This is a genomic window from Aerococcus sp. Group 2 (assembly GCF_905125285.1).
In the GTDB taxonomy this organism is placed as follows: Bacteria; Bacillota; Bacilli; order Lactobacillales; family Aerococcaceae; genus Aerococcus; species Aerococcus urinae_E.
Window position 1 is genome coordinate 260,836 of record NZ_CAJHPA010000001.1, and the last position, 24,748, is coordinate 285,583.

The following is a 24,748-nucleotide window of genomic DNA, read 5'->3' on the forward strand; positions in this document are numbered from 1 at the left end:
GATTACACTAAATAGAAACGACGATAGGAAAGGAAGCGATATCATGTCACAAACCGTTTATACCGTATACTGGGAAAATAAACGTGATGGCGTCCGCAAAGAACACGGGACCTTTGCGAGTGAAGAAGAAGCTTTAGCAGGGATTAAAGCTTGGTGGGAGTTACAAAAGGACAAATATGACAATGTCCAAACTGTTCGCACTAATACCGGAGCCTTAGAAATCCAATACGAAGATGATAATTATGTCTATCGGATTGAGGAGGAACTATTAGATGGCCAGCTGCCTAAAAAATCTTATACTTTAAGGAAAGCTGGTCAAATTGAGGCGGAAAGAAACAAATATGATGTCGATGACGATTATTATCTTTTTGATGAGTTAGCCGAACCTTATCGTGACCGCCTGATTGTAGCTATGAATGACAGCCAAAAAGCTCGCCAATATATTTATAACGAACGCGGACAACTCATCAAAAAATTAGGTCAATAAAATTTTAGTTAAAGGCAAAAGAGAGTCAAATCTCCATAAAAGGAACTTGACTCTCTTTTTTTGACCAGATATGGGTATTGGAAACGCTTTATAACAAAAGGGTTATTGAAAAGGCTTAATTTTATGATTAAACTAGTTAGGGTGTTCTTAATTGTCAATTGATAGAAGGAGGAAAAAAACAATGAAAGAGAAACTTTTTGAAAGTTTGCAACGTTTAGGGAAAACCTTTATGTTACCAATTTCAATTTTACCCTTAGCTGGTTTATTTCTAGGTATATCAGCTTCTTTTACAGGTGAAACATTTGTGAAAATGTATCACTTAGAAAATATTCTTTCGCCGGGAATGCCGCTCCATAGTATTTTAAGCGTTTTAGGAGACTGCGGAGCCGTTGTCTTTGATAACCTAGGTTTATTGTTTGCTATATCCATTGCCTTAGGTTTGGCTAAAAGCGAGAAAGGGGTGGCAGCCTTATCAGCCGTGGTGGGCTACTTTATGATGTACGCCTCACTATCTAGTTCCATCATCCACCTCCGTGGTTTAGAAGAATTGGAAAAAATACCGGGATTGATTACTTCATTACTTGGCTTTGAGCATACCATGAACCTCGGTGTCTTTGGTGGGATTATTATTGGCTGTCTAGTGGCTTGGCTACATAATCGTTATTACAAGATCGAACTCCCTGATGCCTTGTCATTTTTTGCCGGCACTCATTTTGTTCCAATTGTTTCAGCAGTTGCTGGAGTCGTTAGTGGACTTATTTTATCTTTTATCTGGCCGTATTTCGCTGCTGGAATTGCTAATCTCGGTCAGATTATCGCTAATACTGGCCACTTAGGGACCTTCCTTTACGGTTATATTTATCGTGCCTTAATCCCATTTGGATTGCACCATATTTTTTATTTACCATTTTGGCAAACCGCTGTAGGAGGGACTGCTGTCGTTGATGGGACCACTGTTGTGGGCGCCCAAAATATTATTTTTGCCCAATTAAAGGCTGGAGAAGCTATTTCTCCTGATGCAGCAAGATTCTTTGCCTTCCAATTTCCAGAGATGATCTTTGCCTTACCAGCTGCTGCCTACGCCATGTACCGGGCCGCTAGATCAGATAAGAAGACCATGGTCAAGGGGCTATTATTTTCTGCATCCCTAACCTCAATTGTTACGGGGATTACGGAGCCGATTGAATTTACTATTTTATTTGCCTCTCCTTTACTTTATTTTGGGGTGCATTGTGTTCTCTTTGCTTTATCTACTATCTTAGTCCATATTGCCGGAGTAGGGGTTGGACTAACTTTCTCAGGAGGTTTAATTGATTTTATTCTTTACGGCGTCTTGCCAGGCAATGCAAGAACACATTGGATTCCAGTGGTTATTATCGGTATTATTTACGCCATTGTCTATTTCTTCCTCTTCCATTGGATTATAAAGAAATTTGACTTGGATACTCCAGGAAGAAAAGCAGATACTTCATTACATACTAAAGAAGAATTCCGAAACAAAAATGCGCTTAATGGCTTGAGTGAAAATGACCAAAGAGCTTATCAAATTGTTAGCGGTTTGGGTGGTACCGATAACCTTGTCGATGTTGATAATTGTGCCACCCGTCTACGGGTGACGGTCAAAAACGGTGATGAGGTTAATAAGGAAGCCCTACAAGCCACTGGCGCAGCTGGAGTTGTGGTCCGTGGTAATAGTGTCCAAGTCATCTATGGAACTACGGTGTCAACCATTAAGACCCAAGTCACTGAATTCATCGAAAGTGGCCAAGCCCCCAAAACAGCCGCAACAGTCGTGAACGAAAAGCAAGCAGAAGATCTCAAGGAATCAGCTCAAGTCGTTAATAATCAAGCGATTTTAGATGGTATCCCAGTAGAACTTTATGCGGTTGCAGATGGTGAGGTCATTAGCATTGATAAGGTTGAAGATGAGGTCTTTTCTCAAAAGATGATGGGGGACGGCTATGCTATCCAACCTAGTCAAGGCCAAGTGGTCGCGCCAGTAAGTGGGAAAATCTTAAATATCTTTCCAACTAAGCATGCCCTTGGTATCCAAAGTGATGAAGGCCTTGAAATCCTCGTGCACATGGGCTTAGACACGGTTGAACTCAAAGGGGAAGGCTTCACTATTCAGGTTGAAGAAGGACAAAGTGTTAAAGCTGGGGATCCGTTAGCTCAAATGGACCTAGCAAATATCGAAGCTAAAGGAAAAGCTTGTGATATTATGGTTGTCTTAACCAATAGTGATAGAGTTCATAGTCTCGATGTTCTTGATCAAAAACAAGTCACAGCTGGCGAAAAGGTCGGCGAAGCCTTATTAAATAAGGAATAGCATGTTAATTAGTATTACTTAACTAAAGGTTCTAGTAGTGGAACAAATCGTCTACTGCTAGGCCTTTTTATATACTAATCGCTCGGCAGAGTTTCGCTTAAACGTTCCAAACCATTACTTCCTTTATGAATTTACTTAATTATTTTAATAGACGAAACAAGCTTTAGGGTATACTATAAAGAGAAAGTTAGTGCAGTTATTAGGAAAGGGGTTTGACAATGGAAGCAGGTTACCAAAATACAGCAGTCAATCAAAGCTTTTACTTACAAGTGGACGATCAGCATAAATTGTATGTCGAAGACTGTGGAAACACAAAAGGCCAGCCAGTTATTTTTCTACATGGAGGTCCTGGGAGTGAGATTACTCCAAGTTGCCGCTTATTTTTCGATCCTGAAAAATATCATATTATTTTATTTGACCAACGAGGGACTGGAAAGAGTAAGCCTTTTTTATCTACCGAGAATAATACACCTTTTGATAGCGTCCGCGATATGGAATTGATCCGTGAATACTATGGTTATGACAACTGGTTTGTTTTTGGTGGCTCTTACGGGTCGACCTTGGCTTTGGTCTACGCCATTTTACATCCTGAACGGGTGGAACAATTAATACTAAGAGGGATCTTTCTAGGCCGTCAAGAAGAAATCGATTGGTTGTATGAAGGTGGGGCAGCAAAATTTTATCCCGAAGCTTACGAAAAATACCTGTCGTTCTTGAGTGATGAAGAGCAGAAAAATTGCGTCCATGCCTATTACCAAAAAATCCATCAAGGAGATAAAGAAGCTCATCAAGCGGCATGTAGGTATTGGACCAAGTGGGAATCTTCCTTGTTGACCCTACTGCCTCATTTTCCCGAAGAAGACCAACTTAGTCCTAGTGAAGAAGCGACAGCCGTTTTAGAATCGCATTACTTTGAAAATCATATGTTTTTTGAAGAAGATAATTATATTTTAAATAATGTTCACCGCTTTAATGATATCCCGATGGAAATTGTCCAAGGCCGGTATGATGTCATTTGCCCACCAAATTCAGCCCATCAACTCCACCAAGCTTGTCCAAAATCAAATTTACATCTGGTAGAAGCCAGTGGTCATAGCCCATATGATCCTGAAATGTTAAAAACAATCGTTGCTATTATGGACCAATTAGCCCAATAAAAGAAAAAGCACTCCTCAAGATGACTTATTAGGATAAGTGATCCTTGAAGGGTGCTTTTCTATTTAATTAAAAAAGGGATTTGTTAATTTTTCTTCAGCAATGGTAGAAGACTCGTAATGGCCTGGATAAACCAAGGTCTGGTCTGGTAAAGTAAACAATTTTCGGGGAATACTTTGCATAATTGCTTGACTATCTCCACCCGGAAAATCGGTTCGACCGATCGTTCCTTTAAAGAGGGTATCACCAGTCATCATAAAGGGATGGTCGCTGTTATTAAAGAATAAACAAGTACTTCCCTGAGTATGACCTGGTGTATGGATGGGGGTAAAGTCTATACTTCCTATACTTTGCTCCTGGTCATCTTGGTAGTAAGAATCAGCCGCTTGAAAAGTCAAGTGACCTAAACCAATAAAGGGACTCATGTTATACATAGGATCACTTAACCAGGGCGCCTCAGCTTGATTAATATAGAGCGGAATTTGATAATATTGACGGATATCGTCTAGGGCACCGATATGGTCACAATGGCCATGAGTAATTAAGACAGCTAGGGGTTTTAGCTGTAGCTTTTGGATTTCAGAACGAATTTTGTCCGCTGAAGAACCTGGATCAATAATTAAAGCTTCTTTATTTTGCTCGTTATAGACTAGATAGGTATTAGCCTCTAACACCTCAGTAACGACTCGGGATACTTTGAGCATAAGTTGACCTCCTGAATATATACTAAAAATAAAAATAAAGCCATAGTTGCTGGGAATCCAACAGCTATGGCATACAGAAGTGAATGATTAATTAGTCTTCTTGTTGTTCTTTAACGAAATCAAGGAATTGATGGAAGAGCATGTCTAAGAATTTATCTGTCCCTTCATCAGTCATGCGACCGGTTTCGTCAAATTTGTTAGCAGCTTGTCCCATTAAAAATTCTGCACCTGGGAAAACTCTAGCATATAAACCTGGAGAAGTTAAAATGTTACGTAAGTTATCTTGAGCACGAACAGAACCTAGGGTACCTAATGAAGCCCCCACAATCATCACAGGTTTGTTTTGGAAAGGTTTACGAACACTTGATAACCATTCGATAACACTCTTAAGAGCAGCGGTAATAGCGTGGTCATATTCAGCTGTTGAAATAACAACGCCGTCAGCAGCTTCAATTTTGTCAGCTAATTCATTGACCACATCAGGAACATCTTGTCCCATGTAATCTGCGTTAAATAGAGGGATTTCATTAATTTCAGCAACTTCAAATTCAACTTCGTCACCGAATTTATTGGCCATATGTTCAATTAAAAGACGGTTATGAGACTTAGAAGCATTGTTACCAATAATACCGACAATTTTCAATTAAAAAAACTCCTTTCGCTAAGCCAGGGATTTCCTGTTTAACAATTTGATTATTTGATTTATAGCGTGATTAAAAAATTAAACGCTTTCTTAATTATTGTAAAATGAATTTGGCAAAATGTCTACACTATTGAGAAAATAAATAGAATATAATAGTTATGGATTATTTCTTATCTTCAGTCGCTTTTACTGTTATTATAGATATAACCTATATTTTAAAGGAGCTGGTAGAATGCGTTATTTTTATCTCATTTTAGGTTGGACTTCCTTCGCTCTAGGTGCCTTGGGAACCTTTATCCCTGTATTACCAACAACTCCATTCATGCTTTTAGCAGCCTGGGCCTTTGCGCGTAGCTCTAAGCGCTTTGATCAATGGCTGAAAAGTACAAAAATCTACCAATATTATGGAGCAGATTTTGAAGATGGTGGTGGGATTCCATTAAAAAAGAAAGTACAAATTATATTCATTACCTATACCGTGATGGCTATATCCATTTATTTTGTCCCACTTAAGCCTGTCAGATTACTAATTATTGTCATAGGTATAATATTTGGGTTATGGTTATTTTTCAAAATGCCCACCAAAAAAGAGTAAAGGCCTATTTAGCCTTTACTTTTATTCTTCTCATAGTAGCATCGACACTGTCATAATACACTGTTCCAAACTTAGCCAAATGCAGCATTAGTAAATATAACTGATAAAATTCTAAGCGAAACTCATAACCTTCATCCATGGGGTAAAACACTTGGTAACTTTGATAAAAATCATGGGTAAAACCACCAAAGACCATGGAGACCCCAATATCAAACTCCCGATCGCCGTAAAAAGGGGCAGGGTCAAAGATAGCTGGTCGACCATCGCTTAAAAACATAAAATTACCTGACCATAAGTCGCCATGTAGGAGGGAAGGGTGACTTTTATGCTGGCTCAAGCTATCTATAATGATGGCGCGAATTTCTTGGTAGGCATCACTTTCGGCCTTTTGCCATAGTTGGTGGTCCATCAGATAATCATGGAGGGGATCTAGCCTTTGTTTAATGAAAAAGTCAGACCAAGAGGCATTCCAAGCGTTTGAGAAGGTTAAGCTGGCCCCTTGATAATCCAGGTCAAAGCCAAATTGACCATTATCGCTGTGGACATGGTGTAAGTTACTGATTAATTCAGCCAAACGCTTTTGGTCTCCTGAAAAGCCTTCATCAAGATAAGATAAGAGAAGATAGGCGTCACCATTAATCTCCCCCTGACTGATCACTTTTGGCGCGGTGATACTCGCCTTTTCAAAGGCCTTAAGACCAGCAACCTCACTGTCATAAAAGGAAGCCGGTGTATTCTTTTGAACCAGGAGAAAATAAGGGCCTTTATTACTGTCGATGCGATAAGCATCGTTGACGTCTCCACCTGAAACGGGATGGAGCTTTTGAATGTCCTTCACTGGTAATTGACTGATCCATTGACGGTTAATATTCGTCATTAATAGGACTCCTTTCGCTATATTTTATTCATAAATTAATCGATACTCTATATGATATTTAAGCGTGCTACTTGCTTTCATTTTTAGCAGCTAGTACCTTTTTATAGACCTCAAGAACGCCTTGATCATTGTTGCTTTGGCTGGTTGTATAGCTGGCGTAAGATTTGACCTGGTCAGTTGCGTTCTTCATGGCAAAGGAATGAGGGGTTAAGGAGAGCATTTCGGTATCGTTCCCACTATCACCAATAACGACTAATTCACGCGGAGAATAATTAAGTTTTTCCAGTAATTTTTCTAAACCGTGCCCCTTTGATTGGTCTTCCATAGTGATATCAATCCACTTTGCGCCACTAGGCATCACGGTGTAAGAGCCGGAAATTTGCTCTTGATACTCTTGGAGGTAGTCTTTATTGTCATAGTCAGGGAAGTAAGCAGTTACTTTATTCACTTCAGCTTCTACTTGACTTAAATCCTCAACAAATTCAATCTTTACATAGTCGCTAAAATCATCGTAGTAAGGTTTTGCTTGGTAATCAAAATAAGCCTTATCATTAGCTATTAAAGCGGGAATTCCTTTAGAAGCCTCTTTAATTAAACGAACTAATTTCCTATAACCAGCCTTGGGAATGGTTGAATTATAAACGGTCTCTTCCTGATAGCTGACGAAGGTCCCACCAGAGCAGACTAAGGCCATTTCTTTCATCCGGTCTTTAAAGACTGCTTCTAGAGCATAATAGGGTTTACCCGAAGCAATCCCGAAAATAACCCCTTGGGCCTGCAAGTCGTCCATATAGGAACCAAGTTGCTTAGGCAATTCACCTTGGTCATTTAAGAGGGTTCCATCCATATCACTAGCCATTAATTTGATTTCTTTAAAGCTTTCAGTCATAATTTTTCCTTTCTTTTGCTTTCACTTAGATATTTATTTATCTTAACTCTAGCACACAATGCCCTTAAAAAATATGTTTAGCCACTTTAAGTTAACTTCGCTAAACACATCAATAGGAATAAGCTGGGCTTTTAGCTATAATATCCCATAGAGATTAAAGAAGAAAGAGGTTTTGAAATGGCCGATCGTACACCAGGACTAACTTATCAAGCCGTTTATAAAGGAATGAGATTACTATTAAAAGCTGAATCAGATATTGTAGTAGATATTGTTGGACACGGCGGGATCGGTAAGACGCAACTGGTACAAAATTTAGCCCGAGACTTGGGCTATGGGTTTTATGAAATGACCTGTTCCTTACTGCAACCAGGTGACTTAACCATGCCCATCCCCAAAGCGGACCGCATTGAATATTATCTCAACCCCCAAATTCAAGGGGCAGTGGATGAAGCCAAGGCAAACCCTGACCATAAGGTGATCTTATTCTTAGATGAATTTAACCGTCCCATTGCCATGGTTCAAAGCGAACTCATGAACTTGGTATTACAACGTCATCTAATGGGAATTCACTTACCCGATAATGTCATTATTATTACCGCAGAGAACCCTTCTAGTGATACAGAAGGTTTTGAAGGGAACGCTTATGCAACGAGTGCACGTGATTTAGCTATTAATGACCGGACCATGCGCATTCGGATGGGAGCTAATTTAGACCATTGGATTGAGAGCTTTGCTGACCAAGAGAATGAGTCAGGCCAGACTAACATCCATCCCCTAGTCAGGGACTATCTTCAAGCCGAAGGGCGTCAATATTTCATTGTTATTGATGAAACACGTGATAAGAACCCAACTCCTCGTGCATATGAACGTTTATCCCACTTGCTTTATGATTATGAAGCCATGGGGATTGATCCGACACAAATTAAAGATGATGACTTACTCGCCTTCTTAGTTGAAGGGATCGACGGCTGTATTGGTGAAGAGGCCGGACAGGTCTTCTTGTCTTATCTAGAAAATCACCAAGGGGACTATATTAGTCCTAAAGAAATTATTGATTTAGATAGTGCGAACTTACCTGAATCAATCAAAGAACGCTTTTTAAAGATGCCTGCAATTAGGAAGAAAAGAATTATTCAAGACTTAACGCAATCGCTATTGGATCATAAGGAGATCATCAAGGACCAGGATTTGCTTAGCCGCTATGTTGATCTATTTTTACTCGCTGACCCTGACTTAATCTATTCCTTAGTCACTCGCCTAATGCAAGCTGAAGCAGGGACTGCTTTAGAAGAGTTGAGGACAGCCTTAAGTGAAGATGAACGATTTATTGACAAATCCTATGCCATTACCATGGCCAGTGGTTCTGACTTAGAAGATAAGGACTAATATTTCCGGGACTAGAAAAGGAATAAAAGAGGTGAGAGCGATGAATCGAATGCAGAGCCAACCTATTCAGGAAGAAAAGGTAGATAAAAGCCATAAGACGGATCTTTTTTATGATGATATCAATCAGCTCTTTCGTGAACTAAATTATGCCTTCATCATCTATATGAATTTCGGATGGTCGGAGGACTATGATAAATTTTCTCAGTTAATGGATGAATTTATTGGTCTTTTATGTGCTAAACTCATGGCAAATCGTTCTTATCAGGGCGCTGGAGACGTTCTTTTTGCTGGAGTTTTATACCAGATGGACCGCAGGATGTCTGAAGACCTGGCAAAGCCTTTGAATGTCAGTGTTGAGGGAACTAGCTTAACCCTATCAGTCAATCCGGTCTTGTTTTTCATGTACTATCAGGGCCCGAAGCAAATGTTAGCTGGCATCCGTCAAATTTGTTACCATATTATTTTTAATCATTTGACTGACTATGACTGGGCCTTCCTCAATGAAGAAGATGGCAAAATGATGAGCGTGGCCATGGATACTGAAGTTAATCAATATATCGATGACCTCCCAGACCACGCAGCTAGTCTTGAAGGCATGAAGAATTTGCTGTCTAAAAACTCCCTTAACGAGAAACAGGGTTCTTTATATTACTACCAAGAGCTGAAAGCTGCTCACGATGACCCCAAACACCATAGCCATGATCGGGTATGGTCAACCTTTGAGAAGATGAAGGGCAGTGGGGATATGAATGATACCTATAGTCAACTCAGTAAAAATTTTGACCCTGAAAAAGCTCGGGAATTGCGGATAGAATCAGCAGAACAATTAAATGATGAAATGAAGAAAAATCATTCCATGCAACCTGTAATTCCCCAGAGTAAGAATAATGACTTACACCGAAAAATTATTAACGGCATTGTACGTAAGGCTTATGAAAATATGGATGAAGAAATGCGCCAACACCTCAGCGGTAATATTAAAGAAAAAGTTCAAGTTCTCTTTAAGCAACGTTCTCTGAACTGGAAGGACATTATCATGCGCGGTTTGGGTCAAGCACCAATTCCTTATCGCTATTCCAAAAACCGGGTCAATCGCCGCCAACCTTATCGGATCGACCTACCGGGAAGGACTTTAGACACTGCTGCCCAATTAGTGGCCTTCATTGATACCAGTGCTTCGCAAAATGCTGAGGCCTTAGCCTACAGCTTAGCAGAGCTTGCTAATATTAATAAAACTTTAGGGACTGATATTTGGGTGGTCCAAGTAGATACCCAGGTGGTCGGTGTTAATAAACTGGATCAAAGTAATGTCGACCAGTTCCAATTTGAGGGTCGGGGAGGAACCAGTTTTGCACCAGCCTTTGAATGGTTACACGAAAATGGTTTTAATGATAGAAATTCAGTATCTGTCTATTTTACTGATGGTTACGGCGATGACGGTTTTGAGCGTTACGGTTATCAGAACATGTACTGGGTGCTGACAACAGCAGATCCTAAGGACCCTTCACCATTATCTACCGATAGCGGAGGAAAATTATTATACTTACGCCAAGATGAAAAATATAATCACCGGATAATTAAGCAAGGGCATTAACGCTAGGTATATAGGCATAAAGGAGAGAAGGAACTTTGACATTAGGGTCAAGTAAAAAAAAGCAAGTCATCTTAAAAAGTCAATTCGGTCAATATCTGGAACTTGTAAAAACTATTACTTATGATGAGCTAGCGCAGGCAGGGATTAGTATTGCTTTCAATTTTAAAGGGATTACCGATGAAATTGCCTTCTACATGGTCATTCATGGCTATTTAGCTGCATTTGATAGTGACCGGCAAAAGGAAACCTTGATACGGCAAGCCAATAATTATCGCCTTAATAATGATGTTGCTGTAGAAGATCTGGACCGATTCCTCGAAGTGGTGTGGGATGATTACCAAGTTCGTATGGAAGCAAGCAGGGATAGTGCAAATAAGCCAGATAACAATATTATTGCCCGGCACGGTAACAATCAAAAACTTTGGAATCACTTTATGGCAGAAAATATCCCTGAACTGGAAAATAAACGCCAGCGCTATCTTTCCAGTCAAGAGTGGTAATAAAGCATATTATTTGTTCTTTATCAAATAAAAATGATATGATAAGAATAGTTAAAGAGGAAAGGAGTTTTGCATATGTCAGATGAAAAAGTTGTTGTTAACATGCTTAATCAAAAAGGTGAAGATTCAGGTACCGCTACTTTTGAAGAAGGCGACGGTAAGGTAAAAGCTACTGTGGATTTTCACGGTTTACCAGAAGGTGAATTTGCAATGCACATTCACGAATATGGTGCTGCATCTCCAGAAGAAGAATTTGCTGATGCAAAAAGTCACTTCAACCCAACAGGTGTTGACCATGGTAAAAAATCAGAAAATGGTCCTCACTTAGGTGACTTACCAAACATTGAAGTTCCAGCTAGTGGTGACTTTAAAGGGGTCTACGAAATTGAAGGCCTTTCTCTAAAAGAGGATGCTAAATATTCCCTTCATAATGAAGGTAACGGGACAGCCCTAATTGTTCACACTGGTGCAGATGACTATATTTCCCAACCTACAGGGGATGCTGGTGGTCGTCAATTAGGTGGCGTAATCTTCCCAGCTAAATAAGCGATTAAGTAGGTTATAGACACTGTGAGCTCATGGTTAGGCCATGAGCTCTTTTTTTATTTTTAGCTAGATTTTATTCATTTTAAACTATTTTTTATGTAAGAATATCTAACCAATTTTTTCTTTTTATGGTATTATTAAAAAAATAAACGATTTTGAATAAGAATTTGTAACATAATAAAGGAGGCATTCTTATGCTGTTTACGGATGAGGAAAAATTACAAATTTTACGCGACGTATTAGCAATTGAAAGTGAAAATGATCAAGAGGCAGAGGTCGCTGAATATTTTAGCCGCTTACTGGCTAAATATGGTATTGAGAGCGAGATTATTGAATACCAATCTGGGCGTTCTTCACTTATTGCCAATATCTATGGTAGTGAAGATGGAGAAGGAAAGGTCTTAGTCTATTCAGGGCATTTCGATGTCGTATCTGCAGGCGACCCTAGTGACTGGACCTATCCGCCTTTTGCTGGAGAGATTCATGATGGAAAAATCTATGGCAGGGGGACTTCAGATATGAAGTCTGGTTTGGTTGACTTGGTTTTGGCTGCCATTGAATTAAAGGAAGCCGGCGCCAATTTTAAAGGTTGCCTACGCTTAGCTCTGACGGTTGGCGAAGAGATTGGCATGTATGGGTCCAAACAATTAGTCGAAGCAGGGTATTTAGATGATGCCGATGGCTTTTTAATTGCAGAACCCTCAGGCAGTGAGTCAGTGGTATATGCTCATAAAGGTTCTATCCAATATGAAATTATTGCCCATGGGAAAACTGTTCACTCTTCCATGCCAGAAGTGGGCATTGATGCCTTGCAGTTAATGGTTGATTATATCAACTTAAGTAATCAACGTTTTGATGAAAGCTTTAATACTGAATCCGCTTATAATGCTGACCTAGGGAAGACCTTAAATGTCAATACAGTGATCGAGGGCGGAACCCAGATCAATAGTGTGGCTGGTTTAGTAAAAATGAAAGCCAATACCCGGACAGTTCCTGAAGCGGGCAATGATTTAGTTTTATCGATAATTAATGACTGTATCGAAGAGTTAAATGCTAAGAGTGAGGGGTATTTAGAATTAAATCTTCTTCAAAACAATCCACCAGCAACCTCAACAGAAGATAATGATTTAATTAAAGCCATCCAATCCAGTGTCAGTCATGAATTAGAGCTGACCGTTACCGGTGGAGCAACAGATGCTTCTAATTTCGGTCAAATTGGTGAAGACTATGATTTAGCGGTTTATGGGCCAGGAGAACCCTCAGTCGCTCACCAAGAAAATGAATATGTCTGCTTAGATAAATTTTTAGCTTTCGTCGATATCTATAAAGAAACAGCCCTAAACTACCTTAAATAAATACCTATCCTAGCGAAATGAAAGAGGACTGCCTATGAACGAAGAAGTTCACTACTTAGAAATTGCAAATAGCTCGATCGTTTTCATCTTGTGTGCCATTGTCATTTTAATTGTGAGCGTTCAAGCGATCTTGTTTATCAAGAAAGCCTATAATCGAGGTCTGGAATTGGGAATGACCAAGAAAACTTTAAAAAGAGCGATGACAAATAGTGCCATGCTGTCTGTAGTTCCTTCCCTGCCTATTATCGTGATGATGCTAGCCTTATCTGTGCCTTTAGGAAAATACTTTCCTTGGCTTCGTCTATCGATTGTTGGTTCAGCTGGCTATGAGGGAATGGCGGCTAATATTGCTGCCCAAAGTCAAGGACTTACCGATATTTCAGACCCTAACTTAACAGCAGAGGTCTTCATTATTATTATGTTTGTGATGACTATTGGGATCATATGGGGGATACTATTTAACATCCTCTTTATGGGTAAGCTAGACCAAGTCTCCCAAAAAGCTAAGGAAGAAAGCCATAATACGAACATAGTTGCTTTAGTATCAGGCGCTTTATTTACGGCAATGTTGATTACCTTATCGACACCTTATGTATTTAATACGGAAAATATCTCATCCCTAGTAGCTTTCTTAGCCGCCGGACTGACTACTTTAATCATCGATTTCTTAGCTAAGCGTTTTGGCTGGACTAGCCTAAAAGATTATTCCCTCCCCGTTGCTCTAATAGTAGGGATGGGAGCCGTCATCCTGCAAGCACAAATATTTTAAGGAGTTTAGCCTATGAATGATAAAAAAATACGCACTTCAAAAGAATTTTCTCAAGAAATCAATCGACTAGGCAAGATCACCAGTATAATTGCCTTGATTGCCATGTTTATGGTACCGATAGGGACGGCTTATTGGTATGGAGTCGGTTTATCCTTTACTAAGGCTTTAGCGGCTGGGAGTAGTCTAATCGCTATTTTTCTACCCATGGCTGTGGTAGAGAACTTGTCCTTTTATCCCATTTTTGGTTCTGGAGCCATGTATTTGAGTTCCATTACCGGAAATATTACTAACATGAAGATGCCAGTGACAGTAGCCGGGCAAAAAATTGCTGGGGTCAGTCAAGGAACCGAAAAGGGGGATGTGATTGCCATCATTTGTGTAGGGATCTCTTCACTGGTGACTATTGTGGTTTTAGCTGCTGGGGTATTTTTAATTGGATCCTGGCTAGTGCCTATCTTAAACCATCCTGTCCTTAAACCAGGTTTTGACCATATTACGCCAGCTCTTTTTGGTGCCATAACAGTCCCTCAGTTACTGAATAATAAGAAGATAGCCATTGCCCCTTTAATTTTTACGGCAGCTTTATTTTTATTTTTAGGTCCTGCAGCCTATAGTCAATATCAATCTTATATCTTAATTTCTGCCATGGTAATTTCATTTGCAGTTGCTTACTTTTTAGATAAGAATAAGCAATCATAAGCTGATGTGTTTTTATCATCCTCTTGGTATTGAGACCAAGCATTACCAATAGATATCAAAAATATATCTGATAAGATAGGGTGTAACGATCACTAACCAAATTTTAGTTAATGACCTGTTGATTTATCAAGCTTTTAACCAATCAATAGTGATCGATCTTCCGGTCCATCTTTCTAGAATGATGATAAAGTGATTTGCCTTTAGGATAAAGACTTGCTATGCTATAAAACAAATAAATAAATTAACTGTGATGAGAAGAGTAACTTATTCAAAGCGTTTACAGAAAATTAGTAGGGATGAGAGCTAATAACGATTGAATCAGTGAAGATGAACTCGGAGGTTTTAGAAGGTGTTGGCTTTCTAAACGGTAGCAACCGTTACTTTGCAGCAATTGATAAAGATTGTATGAGTGACTCCTTTAGCAATAGAGGAGTAATCAGGGTGGTACCACGGTTATCCCGTCCCTAGGAAAGGTTATTGTTCCAGGGATGGGATTTTTTTATGACATTAATTAAAAATTAAAGGAGTGCTAATTATGCCAGAATTTACTCAGTTAAAACAATCACCATTTCGTTATGATCATGTGGGGTCTTTTCTACGTCCCCAAGAGCTCATTGATGCAAGAGCGAAATTTGAAAACGGAGAAATTGAATATTCAGAACTTAAAACTTTAGAAGACCGAGCGATTATTGACCTGATCAAAAAAGAAGAAGCCGTTGGTTTAAAGACCATCACGGATGGTGAATTTCGCCGTAAAAGTTGGCATTTTGACTTCTTCTGGGGACTCAATGGCGTTGACCGTGTTGAAGTAGAAGCGGGAACTCAATTCTCCGGAGAACAAGTCTTTGCCGTGACCAGCCGAATTGTTGATAAAATAACTGGTGATAACCATCCCTTTGTGGATCATTTCAAATTTACCCAATCGCATGCTTCTGATCATGTTGACGTTAAGCAAACCATTCCAGCGCCAGCTCAATTCTTGCAAGAGGTTTTACGTGACTTTAATAAGGAATATACTCAGGGGATATATAGCCAATTAGACGACTTATTAGCTGATATTACCCAAGCCTATAGCCAAGTCATTGAAGACCTCTATCAAGCAGGCTGTCGGACTGTTCAATTTGATGACTGTACTTGGGGACGTTTAGCTGGGGGTAAAGATTACGATGGTAGTGAATATAGCCAAGGGAAAATCGAAGAATTAAAAGCCCTTTATGTCCGCGTCAATAATGCAGTTATCGCAAATAAACCTTCCGATTTAAGGATAAATACCCATGTCTGCAGGGGAAATTTCCGCTCAACTTGGTTTGCTTCAGGAGGCTATGACACCGTACAAAGTCCCTTATTTGATCAAGAAAATGTCCATGCCTACTTCCTAGAGTATGACTCTGAGCGGGCGGGAACTTTTGAACCTCTAAAGACTGTATCTGATGACAAGCATGTCGTCTTAGGCTTAGTCACAACAAAGTCAGCTGAATTAGAAAGCAAAGACGACCTAATCGTCCGGATTAAAGAAGCCAGTCAATATGTTCCCTTAGATCATTTAAGTATTAGCCCTCAATGTGGCTTTTCTTCCAATGAAATTGGCAATAAGATCAGTGAAGAAGAACAATGGAAGAAAATAAAATTATTAATCGAAGTAGCAAAAGAAGTATGGGGCGAAGATGCCTAAGTAGCCGCTCACAAAAATTTACTAATCTTAGCAATTACAACAACGCTTAAGAAGCTGAAATTGATTGAAAAGTTGAAAGGGGTAATTGATTTACCACAGAAGAACTTTTTAGTCAATTTCAGCTTTTTGGATTATAAAGGTATTTATCTAATAGAATTGTATTCTTTTTATTTTATTGATATATTAAAACTATGAAAAATATTCACAGGAATAATAATTCAAAAAGAAGGAGATTCTATGATTGAATTTGATCAGGTTGAGAAAATTTATCCTGGCAATGTCCAGGCCTTGAAGAAATCGTCCCTAACGATTAATGATGGTGAGTTTGTTTGTTTTATCGGACGATCGGGTAGTGGGAAAACTACTGCACTCCGTATGATAAACCGGATGCATGACCCCAGTTCTGGGGCCATATTAATTAATGGACAAAAGACTACCGACCTTAATCCCGTTGATTTGAGACGTAAAATTGGTTATGTCATCCAACAAATTGGACTCATGCCCCACATGACGATTTACGATAACATTGTTACCGTACCACGCTTACTCAAAGTAGACGAAGAAGAATGCAAAAGAATCGCCCATCGCTTATTAAAGCGGGTGGAATTACCGGAAGACTTCCTTGACCGCTATCCTTCTGAACTATCAGGAGGACAGCAACAGCGGGTTGGGGTTATCCGCGCATTAGCTGCGAATCCAGAAATTGTTTTAATGGATGAACCCTTTGGAGCTTTGGACCCCATTACTAGGGATTCCTTACAAGAACTCGTTAAGGATTTACAAAGAGAATATGGGTCAACCTTTGTTTTTGTGACTCATGATATGGATGAGGCATTGGCTTTAGCTGACCGAATTGCTATTTGGCGGGATGGCGATTTGGTTCAATATGATACTCCAGATAATATTATTCAAAATCCAGCAGATGACTATGTCCGCGATTTCTTGGGTGAGGACCGTCTCATGCAGGCTCGGGCCAATATCATCACGGTTAAGGAAATTATGAACACAAATCCCTTAACCATTAGTTTGGGCAAATCGATTAGCGATGCTATTCGGGTTATGCGTAATAACCGTGTCGATTCGTTATTTGTGATTGATGATTATCGCCATCTAATGGGACGGATTAGCCTGGAAACCATTACCCATGAACAATCCCGTGATACTTCTGTCAGTGCGGTAATGGACCAAAGGACTTATCCAGTCCAAGAGGATGACTTGGTACAAGATACCATGCAACGTATCCTAAAAGGGGCTTTGCCTAATATTCCAGTTGTCAATAGTGACCGGCAATTAACCGGTATTGTCACCCGCAGTGCTTTAGTTAACTTTGTTTATGATAGTGTCTGGGGCGATGATAGTGAAGAAGATAATTCAGAAGAAACAGTCACCAGTCAAGAAGAGGGGACTGAATGAGTATGATAGAATTTTTACAACAAGAAGGCGATGAAATTTTAAGACTTTTAGGCCAGCACATTAGTATTTCACTCATTTCCTTAGCTTTGGGAATCGCCGTTGCTATTCCTTTGGGGATCTTTCTATCTCAACATCAAAAATATGCCGGTGGTTTTATTAGTTTAGTAAGTATCTTACAAACCATTCCCACAATGGCACTTTTAGCCTTAATGATCCCTTTCTTTGGTGTGGGAAGGACGCCATCGATTATTGCCTTATTTCTCTATTCCTTACTACCCATCCTTAGAAATACTTATTTAGGAATGACTTCGGTTAGCTCTGATCTTTTAGATGCAGGTAAGGGCATGGGGTTGACCCCTTGGCAATTAATTTGGAAGGTACAGCTTCCCTTAGCTACACCCGTAATTATGGCTGGGGTGCGTTTATCAGCGGTCTATGTGATTGCCTGGACCACGCTAGCTGCCTATATCGGTGGTGGGGGCTTAGGAGAGATGATCTTTAATGGTCTCAACCTCTTTAGAGCAGATCTAATCTTTGGCGGAACTATCCCAGTAACCATACTCGCCTTAGTGGTTGACTTTATCATGGGGAAAGTTGAACAATGGTCCTCACCTCAAATGTCATCAAAAGAGGAGGCGGCTTAAGCATGAAACGTATTATTAAAAGTATTCTCGCTCTGATCAGTGTCGTCTTATTGTCTAGTTGTTCCTTACCCGGTTTATCTAATGCTGCTGATTCGGATACCATAACCATTGCCAGTCTAGGAAGTACAGAAGCTGAAATCATGGGCTTCATCGTAGAAGGCATGGTAGAACACTATATACCGATTGATGCCAATCGAATTACTAACCTAGGATCCTCATCAATGAACCATGCAGCCCTCCAAACCGGAGATGCGAACGTGGCCTCAGTCCGTTATACAGGGACCAGCTTGACTGGTGAATTAGGACAAGAACCTATTACAGATCCTCAAGTCGCTTTAGAAAAGGTCGTTAAAGGTTTTGAAGAAGAATTTGACCAAACCTGGTATCCTACTTATGGCTTTGCCAACACCTATGCCTTTATGGTAAGGCGAGAAGATGCGGAGGAACTAGGTCTTGAAAAGGTCAGCGATTTAGAACAATATGCCGATACCTTTAAGGTGGGAGTCGATAACTCCTGGCTCGAACGCGAAGGGGACGGCTATGATGGCTTTGTCCAAACTTACGGTTTTGACTTTGATAATCTTTACCCAATGGCTATCGGTTTGGTTTATACAGCTATAGCAAATGGAGAAATTGATGTTGCCTTAGGCTATTCAACCGATGGAAGAATTATCTCTGAAGATCTTAAGGTCTTAGAAGATGACAGACACCTATTCCCTCCTTATGACGCTAGTCCTGTCGCTACAAATGAGATCCGTGCTAGGTATCCCGATCTTGATAAGGTCATGGCCAAACTTGCAGGAGCCATCAGTAACGAAGAAATGCAACGGCTAAACTTTACCGCTGATAATTACTTATTAGAACCAAGTACAGTCGCTAAGGAATGGCTACTACGTCATAATTATTTTGAAGACAAAGAACCTTACTTGGAACCAGTCAGAAAAAAGGAGGTTGAATAGGACATGGCTGATATTACGGATTTAAGTGTATGGCAACAATTACTCTATTATTATTCAGAAAATAGTTCTTATGTCATTAGTCAATTCTTTCAACAAATGCTAATGGCCTTATACGGCACTATATTTGCCTGTTTATTGGCTATCCCCCTAGGCTTTTATATTGCTAGACGGGAAAAACTGGCCAATGTTGTGATTAGTATCGCTAATATTATTCAAACCGTTCCAGCTTTGGCCTTACTATCTGTATTGATGCTTTACTTAGGGCTAGGGTCAAATCTGGTAGTTTTAACCGTTTTCCTCTATTCTTTATTGCCGATTTTGCGCAATACCTATACTGGAGTTAGAAATATCGATGCCGGCATCATTGATGTTGGTAAGGGCATGGGAATGACTAAGATGCAAGTGATTCTGAAAGTTGAATTTCCCTTAGCCTTCCCGGTCATTTTAGGGGGTATTCGCAATGCCTTCATTACCGCCATTGGGATTGCTACCATTGGTACCTTTGTTGGAGCAGGGGGCCTAGGTTCCATTTTAACCCGAGGGGTTAATGCTTCGGGAGGGACCAGTATTATCTTAGCTGGAGTAATCCCGATCGCCTTAATGTCTATCGTGGCTGATTACCTAATGGAATTGCTGGAAAGGCGGCTCAGTCCTAATGCAAGTAAGAATAAATAAGTGAAAGGAGAATTGCATGACGGCTACAAATTATACTGTCCGTTATAATATCTTTTCTGATATTCCTGTCTTAGAGGTATTTATGGAAGGGCAGGGTAATAAATTAAAGGACTTTATTATTGGCTATCATGGCTGGACGAATGTCAAAGAATCAATTCTAACCCAAGCCATCGCTTTTGCTAAGGCAGGCTTTCATGTGGTTATCCCTGATGCCTATCTCCATGGACAACGGCGCCCCAATAATTACCAATACCAAATGGAAAAAGACCTGGCATCCGTTCTAAAGCATAATGTAGAAGAATTCCCACGCTTAGTTCAGGCTATAACAGAGACTTATAGTATTGAACACTTGGCTATTTTTGGAACTTCAATGGGAGGACTGACAACAGGTTTAGTCATTGCTAAGTATGGTCAAAAATTAGATGGGGCAGTCCAATATATAGCTGCCATTGATGCAGTTGAACAACTAGGGCAATTATATAACCAAGACCAAGCCAGTCAAAGTGTCAATGAAGATTTAGCCTTTATCCGTAGCTGGAACTTAGCCAACCATCTCGATCAGTTAGAGGACCTTCCTTTCTTTGTTTACAATGGGGGCAAGGATAATTGGATAAATACAGACATCAATCGCCAGCTTATTCCAAAAATACAATCTGATAATGAAAAAGTTAATATCGCTTATCAGATTTATGAGGAAGAAGACCACTGGGTTCCTTTTGATATCATCGAAAAATCAGTCGACTTTATCCAAAAAAATATATTGTAAGATCTAAAACAAACAAGAAAAGGACTTCATTTCAATTGGGTGAGGTCCTTTTTCTTGTCTGTTTTTGCTATCTTAGTAGCTATAGTCACTCTGCTTGTCCAAGCGATAAGCATTCATAAAATCATTAAGAATTCAATTCTATCAACTAGATTATTTATAGGTATTAGCGATTATATTGTTACAGACCCGATTTATTGGTCAAACGGCTGCCTATCTCTCTTTGCTTTTTCCAATGTGCAACATGAACTATTGGGTAGGGTGGATATATTAGTTTTCTATCTTTCATTAGTCATAACTTTGTGCTCATACTTCTGTGTTGGTATCGTTCTTACTTATAATAAATTCAAAACTGGATTAACTAGTCATTAACTTAAGTCCTATAAAAAGAAGCCCTGATTTTTATCAGGGCTTTTGGTTGTATCTTATAATTTATTCAGCTCATGGCTCTAAAAGCCTTTTTTATGTTTTAAGTATTCCTCTTCCTCAGGGGTGTTTTCACGACCTAAGTAGTCATTGCGGTAGGGATAACGGCCATATTCTTTAATGATATCATAGTGCATTTTTTCGTATTTTAAGCGATGGCTCAGACCGGGCTCAGAAGCAAAGAGTTTGAGAGCCTGTTCATGAATTTTAAGTGATTCCGAATGCATAAAGGGCATATAGAAGAAACCACGTTCTTCAACTGTTAGACCACTTAAATCGGCATGCCTTATTCCTTCTTGAGCTAAAGCAAGGGCCATATTGTCGTAAGCGTAGGCTTGTCCACTATTCCGGTAAATATTACGGGAGAACTGGTCTAAGACAATAATTTCAGCAAGCCTACCTTTAACCTCTTGACGCCAATCTGCGTGTTCACCAGCAGCAACTTGTCCATGTAGCTTAGAAAAATTATCTATAATTAATTGATCAACTTGGTTGCCACCGTTAAACCATTGTTTGGAATCGAGCTCTTTAAACCAAAAATCGAGTACATCTTTATAATCCATTCTTTTCACCTCTCAGATAACTAAGTTTTTATTAAACTTACCATAGTAAGCTTTTTTAAGCGAATAAAACGAATATTATTGGTAAGTTGGCGAAAAAATATGATCCTAGGTATAATTAAATTAGCTTTTCATGGCTGTAAATGTTTAATATTATTAGAAGGGATGAAAATGTTGAAAGATTTTTTTGTAGCTCTAATTTTGATATTATGGGGAATGTTAATATCACGAGTGCCAAATAGTCGTTTTATGGTCTTATATTTAATCCTTTCAATAATCATTTGTTTAAGCTATGCATATCATCATAAGAATAAGAAATAGGGGAGTATTATGCAAGAAATTGCCTTAGTTGCCTTATCCAATGGATTAAGCCATAACCAAAAAAATTCACTAGAAGACCTAATCAGGCTGTTAGAAAATCTTTCTATTAAGGTGCATTACCATGCAGATGCCTTATTTAGTGAATCTAAAATTGGAGCAGTTAATGCCAAACGACGCGCTGAAATTGTCAACCAATATTTTAAAAATCCAGCAATTGACTATATCCTTGACCTATCTGGCGGGGATATTGCAAATGAAACGATTTGCTATTTGGATTATAAAGCAATTAATAGCTCTTCGAGCAAATTATTTGGTTATTCCGATTTAACTACAGTCATCAACGCAATTTATAGCCAAACAGGTAAAAGCTCGGTACTTTTTCAGGCCCGTCATTTAATTGACAGAAGTAACAACGAGCAATTTGAGGCTTTTACCAGTCTTTTAAAAGATACTGAGGCAAAAAAGAAAGTCAACAGATATATCCAAGAAAATTCTGAATTTATTCAGGGCAGTTCCTTAAGGGGGATAGTATTAGGTGGTAACATACGCTGTTTCTTAAAATTAGCAGGAACCTCTTATTGGCCTGATTTAAAGGGAAAAATTTTATTTTTAGAAAGTTTTTCTGGCTTGGAAGGTCGAATAAGAACGTATTTTGCGCAATTACAACAATTAGCTGTTTTTGAAGAAATCAGCGGTTTAATATTAGGATCTTTTACCGAATTTGATAGTAAAATAGGTAGAGATTATTTATTAGATATTGTTAAGGAGTATTCTAACCCCGAACTCCCATTAGTATCAACAGAATCTATTGGCCATCAAAAAGATTCCTTACCCCTAATTATCGGTCAAGAGCTATCCTTAAATGCCCAATTAGATTAAAACTGGTTAAACCGTCTATATTTTATAATGGCATAAATAAAATTAACAGAGAATCTAGCACAGTAGATACATTCTATTGTGCTTTTTTACTTTAATATATGACCATAAATAATTATAAAATGGGAAAGATCTGCCTTAAAAAAGGGCTAAGTTAAGCATTTTTCTAGTTATCCATCCTACCTTTCTTGATAATTAATTTGATTAAAAAGTTATATTTTTATTGACAAGGCGATTTTACAGCGCCAAAATAAATCAATCAAATTAAAGGAGAGCTTAATGAAATCTATTTACAGAATATTAAGAAAAGATATTTTTATCTATGCCTTTCTCACATGTTTATTATCTCTAGCCATGGTCAGTGAAGCCTATTTAATGCAATTTATTATTGATGCTATTAATTTAGGTAGGAATAGATATATTATCGTATCTCTTTTGACCATTGTTTTTATATTAATTCAAACTTTGATCTATTATTTTCAGCAATCCTTAACTGCTATATTAAGTAAAAAGTCAGCCTATGTTTTTCGCAAACAAGTTTTTACAAACATTCAAAAAGTACCTCTTGATTTACTAACTGGAGAAAAGAATGATAAACTTTTAGCTTCTCTAACTACACAAATTGATCAAGTCGAAGCCAATTAGTTCTACTCGATTTATTGGGGTGGATATCTCATTTGCCAGCTACTAGTAGCGGTTATTGTTTCTTTATACTTTAATCCTATCCTGTCTGTCTTATCGATTGTTCTAAGTCTTCCTAATTTATTTGTGGCATTTTTATTTAAAAATAATTTAGAGAAGAAACAAGGGGAGCTTATCGAAGAAACCAATTCAACGGTAGCTAGTATTCAAGATTTGATTGGAGGCGCAACTGACTGGCGCGTTGCAAATAAAGAATTAAGCATTTTCAAATTATTTGAAAGCAGTACCTTAAATCTTTTAAATAAACAAGTCCAAGTTGAAAAATCACAATATATGGTCGTCAGCTTAAATCAATTATTTTCAAATCTTCTCTATTTTGGGACTTGGATCATAGGTGGTCTATTTATTATCCATGGTCAACTCACACTAGGGGGAATGATTGCATTCTCTCAATTACTAGCAAGAATTGCCTTTCCTATATATACTTCTTCTGATTTACTGGCAAAATATATTAGTGGTAAAAAGACTTTAGATGCACTTTCCCAAGAATTTATAGAAGTCGATCAAGCAAGTCATACGCTGAAAGACTTTAATGTCATTTCCCTTCATCAATTTTCCTTAAAAAATAGAAAGGGCAGTAAGGCGCTTAATGTTTCCTTTGAGAAAAATAAAAAGTATTTACTAAAAGGGAAGAGCGGTATTGGCAAGACAACAATCCTAAAGGCTATTTTAAGAGAGCAAAATAACTATAAGGGCAGCGTTGAAATAGACGGCCTTGATGTTAGGACTATTAGGGAAAGTAATCTTTTCGAACATATTGGCTATGTCCCACAACAACCCCATGTCTTTAGCGCTAGTTTGAAGGATAATCTGACCTTATTTTCAAATAATTATTCTAACGATGAGTTATTTGAAGTATTAGATTTTGTTGAGTTAAGCCAATGGGCAAACGAAGACAGTTTAGATATGATGATTTCTAGTGGAGAAGTCAGTCTATCCGGCGGAGAGGCTAAAAGAGTCTGTCTCGCTCGAGCTTTATTGATGAAGAAAGATATTCTATTATTAGACGAATTTTCTGCTGGTATTGACTATGAAAGCTTATTAAAGATAGAAAATAAACTAATCAATTTAGATAAAACACTTATTTATGTTACCCATGTTGATATTGATCGGGCAGGCAAACAATTCGATGAAGTGATTGATTTAAACCAGTATTTTGTTAGCTAAGAAATATTTGAATACCTTCTTATAAGATTTTGTATATTTAGT

25 protein-coding genes and 1 other annotated feature are annotated in these 24,748 nt (G+C 38.7%); of the genes, 20 read left to right on the plus strand and 5 right to left on the minus strand.

The window, feature by feature from the left end; genetic code table 11:
• Positions 1–43: 43 nt before the first annotated feature.
• The 3 genes from JFU01_RS01135 to pip all read left to right on the plus strand — a co-directional run bounded on the left by JFU01_RS01135 (position 44) and on the right by pip (position 3,973).
• Entirely contained in the window at positions 44–487 is a 444-nt protein-coding gene (locus JFU01_RS01135; RefSeq protein WP_195855512.1) for a hypothetical protein, read from the plus strand.
• Positions 488–668: 181 nt separating this feature from the next.
• Positions 669–2,816 (plus strand): PTS transporter subunit IIABC, encoded by a 2,148-nt coding sequence (locus JFU01_RS01140; protein ID WP_195855513.1) that lies wholly within the window; start codon positions 669–671, stop codon positions 2,814–2,816.
• A 218-nt stretch (positions 2,817–3,034) separates the two neighbouring features.
• Positions 3,035–3,973 carry a prolyl aminopeptidase gene (gene pip, locus JFU01_RS01145; protein WP_195855514.1) on the plus strand — a complete coding sequence of 313 codons (939 nt, stop codon included), beginning with the start codon at positions 3,035–3,037 and terminating at the stop codon, positions 3,971–3,973.
• 63 nt (positions 3,974–4,036) lie between these two features.
• Here pip and JFU01_RS01150 read toward each other — a convergent pair whose 3' ends face one another.
• Together JFU01_RS01150 and JFU01_RS01155 are read right to left on the minus strand one after the other, a co-directional pair.
• Positions 4,037–4,675: an MBL fold metallo-hydrolase gene (locus tag JFU01_RS01150; RefSeq protein ID WP_195855515.1), complete on the minus strand. Its 639-nt coding sequence runs from the start codon at positions 4,673–4,675 to the stop codon at positions 4,037–4,039.
• Between the two features lie 91 nt (positions 4,676–4,766).
• Positions 4,767–5,318: an NADPH-dependent FMN reductase gene (locus tag JFU01_RS01155; protein WP_195855516.1), complete on the minus strand. Its 552-nt coding sequence runs from the start codon at positions 5,316–5,318 to the stop codon at positions 4,767–4,769.
• 232 nt (positions 5,319–5,550) lie between these two features.
• On the opposite strand from JFU01_RS01155, the gene JFU01_RS01160 reads away from it, so the two are divergent.
• The gene (locus JFU01_RS01160) at positions 5,551–5,913 is read left to right on the plus strand and encodes a YbaN family protein (RefSeq protein ID WP_195855517.1); all 363 of its coding nucleotides are present in this window, start codon (positions 5,551–5,553) and stop codon (positions 5,911–5,913) included.
• A 4-nt stretch (positions 5,914–5,917) separates the two neighbouring features.
• On the opposite strand, the gene JFU01_RS01165 is transcribed toward JFU01_RS01160, so the two are convergent.
• Together JFU01_RS01165 and JFU01_RS01170 are read right to left on the minus strand one after the other, a co-directional pair.
• Complete coding sequence (locus JFU01_RS01165; protein ID WP_198434172.1) at positions 5,918–6,790, minus strand: fructosamine kinase family protein; 873 nt, start codon at positions 6,788–6,790, stop codon at positions 5,918–5,920.
• 67 nt (positions 6,791–6,857) lie between these two features.
• Positions 6,858–7,679: an HAD family hydrolase gene (locus JFU01_RS01170; RefSeq protein ID WP_195855518.1), complete on the minus strand. Its 822-nt coding sequence runs from the start codon at positions 7,677–7,679 to the stop codon at positions 6,858–6,860.
• 177 nt (positions 7,680–7,856) lie between these two features.
• Here JFU01_RS01170 and JFU01_RS01175 point away from each other — a divergent pair, with 177 nt between their 5' ends.
• From JFU01_RS01175 to JFU01_RS01235, 13 genes are all read left to right on the plus strand, one after another.
• Positions 7,857–9,065 (plus strand): ATP-binding protein, encoded by a 1,209-nt coding sequence (locus tag JFU01_RS01175; RefSeq protein ID WP_195855519.1) that lies wholly within the window; start codon positions 7,857–7,859, stop codon positions 9,063–9,065.
• 40 nt (positions 9,066–9,105) lie between these two features.
• Positions 9,106–10,659, plus strand: coding sequence for a vWA domain-containing protein (locus tag JFU01_RS01180; protein WP_195855520.1), 1,554 nt, complete (start codon positions 9,106–9,108; stop codon positions 10,657–10,659).
• Positions 10,660–10,694: 35 nt separating this feature from the next.
• Positions 10,695–11,159 carry a hypothetical protein gene (locus JFU01_RS01185; protein ID WP_195855521.1) on the plus strand — a complete coding sequence of 155 codons (465 nt, stop codon included), beginning with the start codon at positions 10,695–10,697 and terminating at the stop codon, positions 11,157–11,159.
• Positions 11,160–11,234: 75 nt separating this feature from the next.
• On the plus strand, positions 11,235–11,705 hold the full coding sequence (locus JFU01_RS01190) for a superoxide dismutase family protein (RefSeq protein ID WP_195855522.1): 471 nt from the start codon (positions 11,235–11,237) through the stop codon (positions 11,703–11,705).
• Between the two features lie 194 nt (positions 11,706–11,899).
• On the plus strand, positions 11,900–13,060 hold the full coding sequence (locus tag JFU01_RS01195) for an ArgE/DapE family deacylase (RefSeq protein WP_195855523.1): 1,161 nt from the start codon (positions 11,900–11,902) through the stop codon (positions 13,058–13,060).
• 34 nt (positions 13,061–13,094) lie between these two features.
• On the plus strand, positions 13,095–13,829 hold the full coding sequence (locus JFU01_RS01200; RefSeq protein WP_195851163.1) for a DUF5058 family protein: 735 nt from the start codon (positions 13,095–13,097) through the stop codon (positions 13,827–13,829).
• Between the two features lie 12 nt (positions 13,830–13,841).
• The gene (locus JFU01_RS01205) at positions 13,842–14,528 is read left to right on the plus strand and encodes a hypothetical protein (RefSeq protein WP_195855524.1); all 687 of its coding nucleotides are present in this window, start codon (positions 13,842–13,844) and stop codon (positions 14,526–14,528) included.
• A 238-nt stretch (positions 14,529–14,766) separates the two neighbouring features.
• Positions 14,767–14,997: a binding site (T-box leader), on the plus strand.
• A gap of 66 nt (positions 14,998–15,063) precedes the next feature.
• Positions 15,064–16,200: a 5-methyltetrahydropteroyltriglutamate--homocysteine S-methyltransferase gene (locus tag JFU01_RS01210; protein WP_195855525.1), complete on the plus strand. Its 1,137-nt coding sequence runs from the start codon at positions 15,064–15,066 to the stop codon at positions 16,198–16,200.
• Positions 16,201–16,437: 237 nt separating this feature from the next.
• Entirely contained in the window at positions 16,438–17,613 is a 1,176-nt protein-coding gene (locus JFU01_RS01215; RefSeq protein WP_195855526.1) for an ABC transporter ATP-binding protein, read from the plus strand.
• A 2-nt stretch (positions 17,614–17,615) separates the two neighbouring features.
• On the plus strand, positions 17,616–18,257 hold the full coding sequence (locus tag JFU01_RS01220; RefSeq protein WP_269775742.1) for an ABC transporter permease: 642 nt from the start codon (positions 17,616–17,618) through the stop codon (positions 18,255–18,257).
• A 2-nt stretch (positions 18,258–18,259) separates the two neighbouring features.
• On the plus strand, positions 18,260–19,216 hold the full coding sequence (locus JFU01_RS01225; RefSeq protein WP_195855528.1) for an osmoprotectant ABC transporter substrate-binding protein: 957 nt from the start codon (positions 18,260–18,262) through the stop codon (positions 19,214–19,216).
• Positions 19,217–19,219: 3 nt separating this feature from the next.
• Positions 19,220–19,891 (plus strand): ABC transporter permease, encoded by a 672-nt coding sequence (locus tag JFU01_RS01230; protein ID WP_195855529.1) that lies wholly within the window; start codon positions 19,220–19,222, stop codon positions 19,889–19,891.
• Between the two features lie 16 nt (positions 19,892–19,907).
• Positions 19,908–20,657 (plus strand): alpha/beta fold hydrolase, encoded by a 750-nt coding sequence (locus JFU01_RS01235; protein ID WP_195855530.1) that lies wholly within the window; start codon positions 19,908–19,910, stop codon positions 20,655–20,657.
• Between the two features lie 446 nt (positions 20,658–21,103).
• Here JFU01_RS01235 and JFU01_RS01240 read toward each other — a convergent pair whose 3' ends face one another.
• A complete protein-coding gene (locus tag JFU01_RS01240) occupies positions 21,104–21,643 on the minus strand; it encodes a DUF924 family protein (RefSeq protein WP_195855531.1) in 540 nt (179 codons plus the stop codon).
• Positions 21,644–21,970: 327 nt separating this feature from the next.
• On the opposite strand from JFU01_RS01240, the gene JFU01_RS01245 reads away from it, so the two are divergent.
• From JFU01_RS01245 to JFU01_RS01250, 3 genes are all read left to right on the plus strand, one after another.
• Entirely contained in the window at positions 21,971–22,840 is an 870-nt protein-coding gene (locus tag JFU01_RS01245) for an LD-carboxypeptidase (RefSeq protein WP_195855532.1), read from the plus strand.
• A 276-nt stretch (positions 22,841–23,116) separates the two neighbouring features.
• Positions 23,117–23,482 (plus strand): hypothetical protein, encoded by a 366-nt coding sequence (locus JFU01_RS08860; RefSeq protein WP_230086922.1) that lies wholly within the window; start codon positions 23,117–23,119, stop codon positions 23,480–23,482.
• A gap of 30 nt (positions 23,483–23,512) precedes the next feature.
• A complete protein-coding gene (locus JFU01_RS01250) occupies positions 23,513–24,706 on the plus strand; it encodes an ATP-binding cassette domain-containing protein (protein WP_268016005.1) in 1,194 nt (397 codons plus the stop codon).
• The last annotated feature ends 42 nt before the right edge of the window (positions 24,707–24,748 follow it).

Excerpts from the sequence above, each read along its gene's own strand:
- JFU01_RS01135 (WP_195855512.1), top strand. The coding sequence starts at position 44 with ATGTCACAAACCGTTTATACCGTATACTGGGAAAATAAACGTGATGGC.
- JFU01_RS01140 (WP_195855513.1), top strand. The coding sequence starts at position 669 with ATGAAAGAGAAACTTTTTGAAAGTTTGCAACGTTTAGGGAAAACCTTT.
- pip (WP_195855514.1), top strand. The coding sequence starts at position 3,035 with ATGGAAGCAGGTTACCAAAATACAGCAGTCAATCAAAGCTTTTACTTA.
- JFU01_RS01150 (WP_195855515.1), bottom strand. The coding sequence starts at position 4,675 with ATGCTCAAAGTATCCCGAGTCGTTACTGAGGTGTTAGAGGCTAATACC.
- JFU01_RS01160 (WP_195855517.1), top strand. The coding sequence starts at position 5,551 with ATGCGTTATTTTTATCTCATTTTAGGTTGGACTTCCTTCGCTCTAGGT.
- JFU01_RS01165 (WP_198434172.1), bottom strand. The coding sequence starts at position 6,790 with ATGACGAATATTAACCGTCAATGGATCAGTCAATTACCAGTGAAGGAC.
- JFU01_RS01170 (WP_195855518.1), bottom strand. The coding sequence starts at position 7,679 with ATGACTGAAAGCTTTAAAGAAATCAAATTAATGGCTAGTGATATGGAT.
- JFU01_RS01175 (WP_195855519.1), top strand. The coding sequence starts at position 7,857 with ATGGCCGATCGTACACCAGGACTAACTTATCAAGCCGTTTATAAAGGA.
- JFU01_RS01180 (WP_195855520.1), top strand. The coding sequence starts at position 9,106 with ATGAATCGAATGCAGAGCCAACCTATTCAGGAAGAAAAGGTAGATAAA.
- JFU01_RS01190 (WP_195855522.1), top strand. The coding sequence starts at position 11,235 with ATGTCAGATGAAAAAGTTGTTGTTAACATGCTTAATCAAAAAGGTGAA.
- JFU01_RS01195 (WP_195855523.1), top strand. The coding sequence starts at position 11,900 with ATGCTGTTTACGGATGAGGAAAAATTACAAATTTTACGCGACGTATTA.
- JFU01_RS01200 (WP_195851163.1), top strand. The coding sequence starts at position 13,095 with ATGAACGAAGAAGTTCACTACTTAGAAATTGCAAATAGCTCGATCGTT.
- JFU01_RS01205 (WP_195855524.1), top strand. The coding sequence starts at position 13,842 with ATGAATGATAAAAAAATACGCACTTCAAAAGAATTTTCTCAAGAAATC.
- JFU01_RS01210 (WP_195855525.1), top strand. The coding sequence starts at position 15,064 with ATGCCAGAATTTACTCAGTTAAAACAATCACCATTTCGTTATGATCAT.
- JFU01_RS01215 (WP_195855526.1), top strand. The coding sequence starts at position 16,438 with ATGATTGAATTTGATCAGGTTGAGAAAATTTATCCTGGCAATGTCCAG.
- JFU01_RS01220 (WP_269775742.1), top strand. The coding sequence starts at position 17,616 with ATGATAGAATTTTTACAACAAGAAGGCGATGAAATTTTAAGACTTTTA.
- JFU01_RS01225 (WP_195855528.1), top strand. The coding sequence starts at position 18,260 with ATGAAACGTATTATTAAAAGTATTCTCGCTCTGATCAGTGTCGTCTTA.
- JFU01_RS01230 (WP_195855529.1), top strand. The coding sequence starts at position 19,220 with ATGGCTGATATTACGGATTTAAGTGTATGGCAACAATTACTCTATTAT.
- JFU01_RS01235 (WP_195855530.1), top strand. The coding sequence starts at position 19,908 with ATGACGGCTACAAATTATACTGTCCGTTATAATATCTTTTCTGATATT.
- JFU01_RS01240 (WP_195855531.1), bottom strand. The coding sequence starts at position 21,643 with ATGGATTATAAAGATGTACTCGATTTTTGGTTTAAAGAGCTCGATTCC.
- JFU01_RS01245 (WP_195855532.1), top strand. The coding sequence starts at position 21,971 with ATGCAAGAAATTGCCTTAGTTGCCTTATCCAATGGATTAAGCCATAAC.
- JFU01_RS08860 (WP_230086922.1), top strand. The coding sequence starts at position 23,117 with ATGAAATCTATTTACAGAATATTAAGAAAAGATATTTTTATCTATGCC.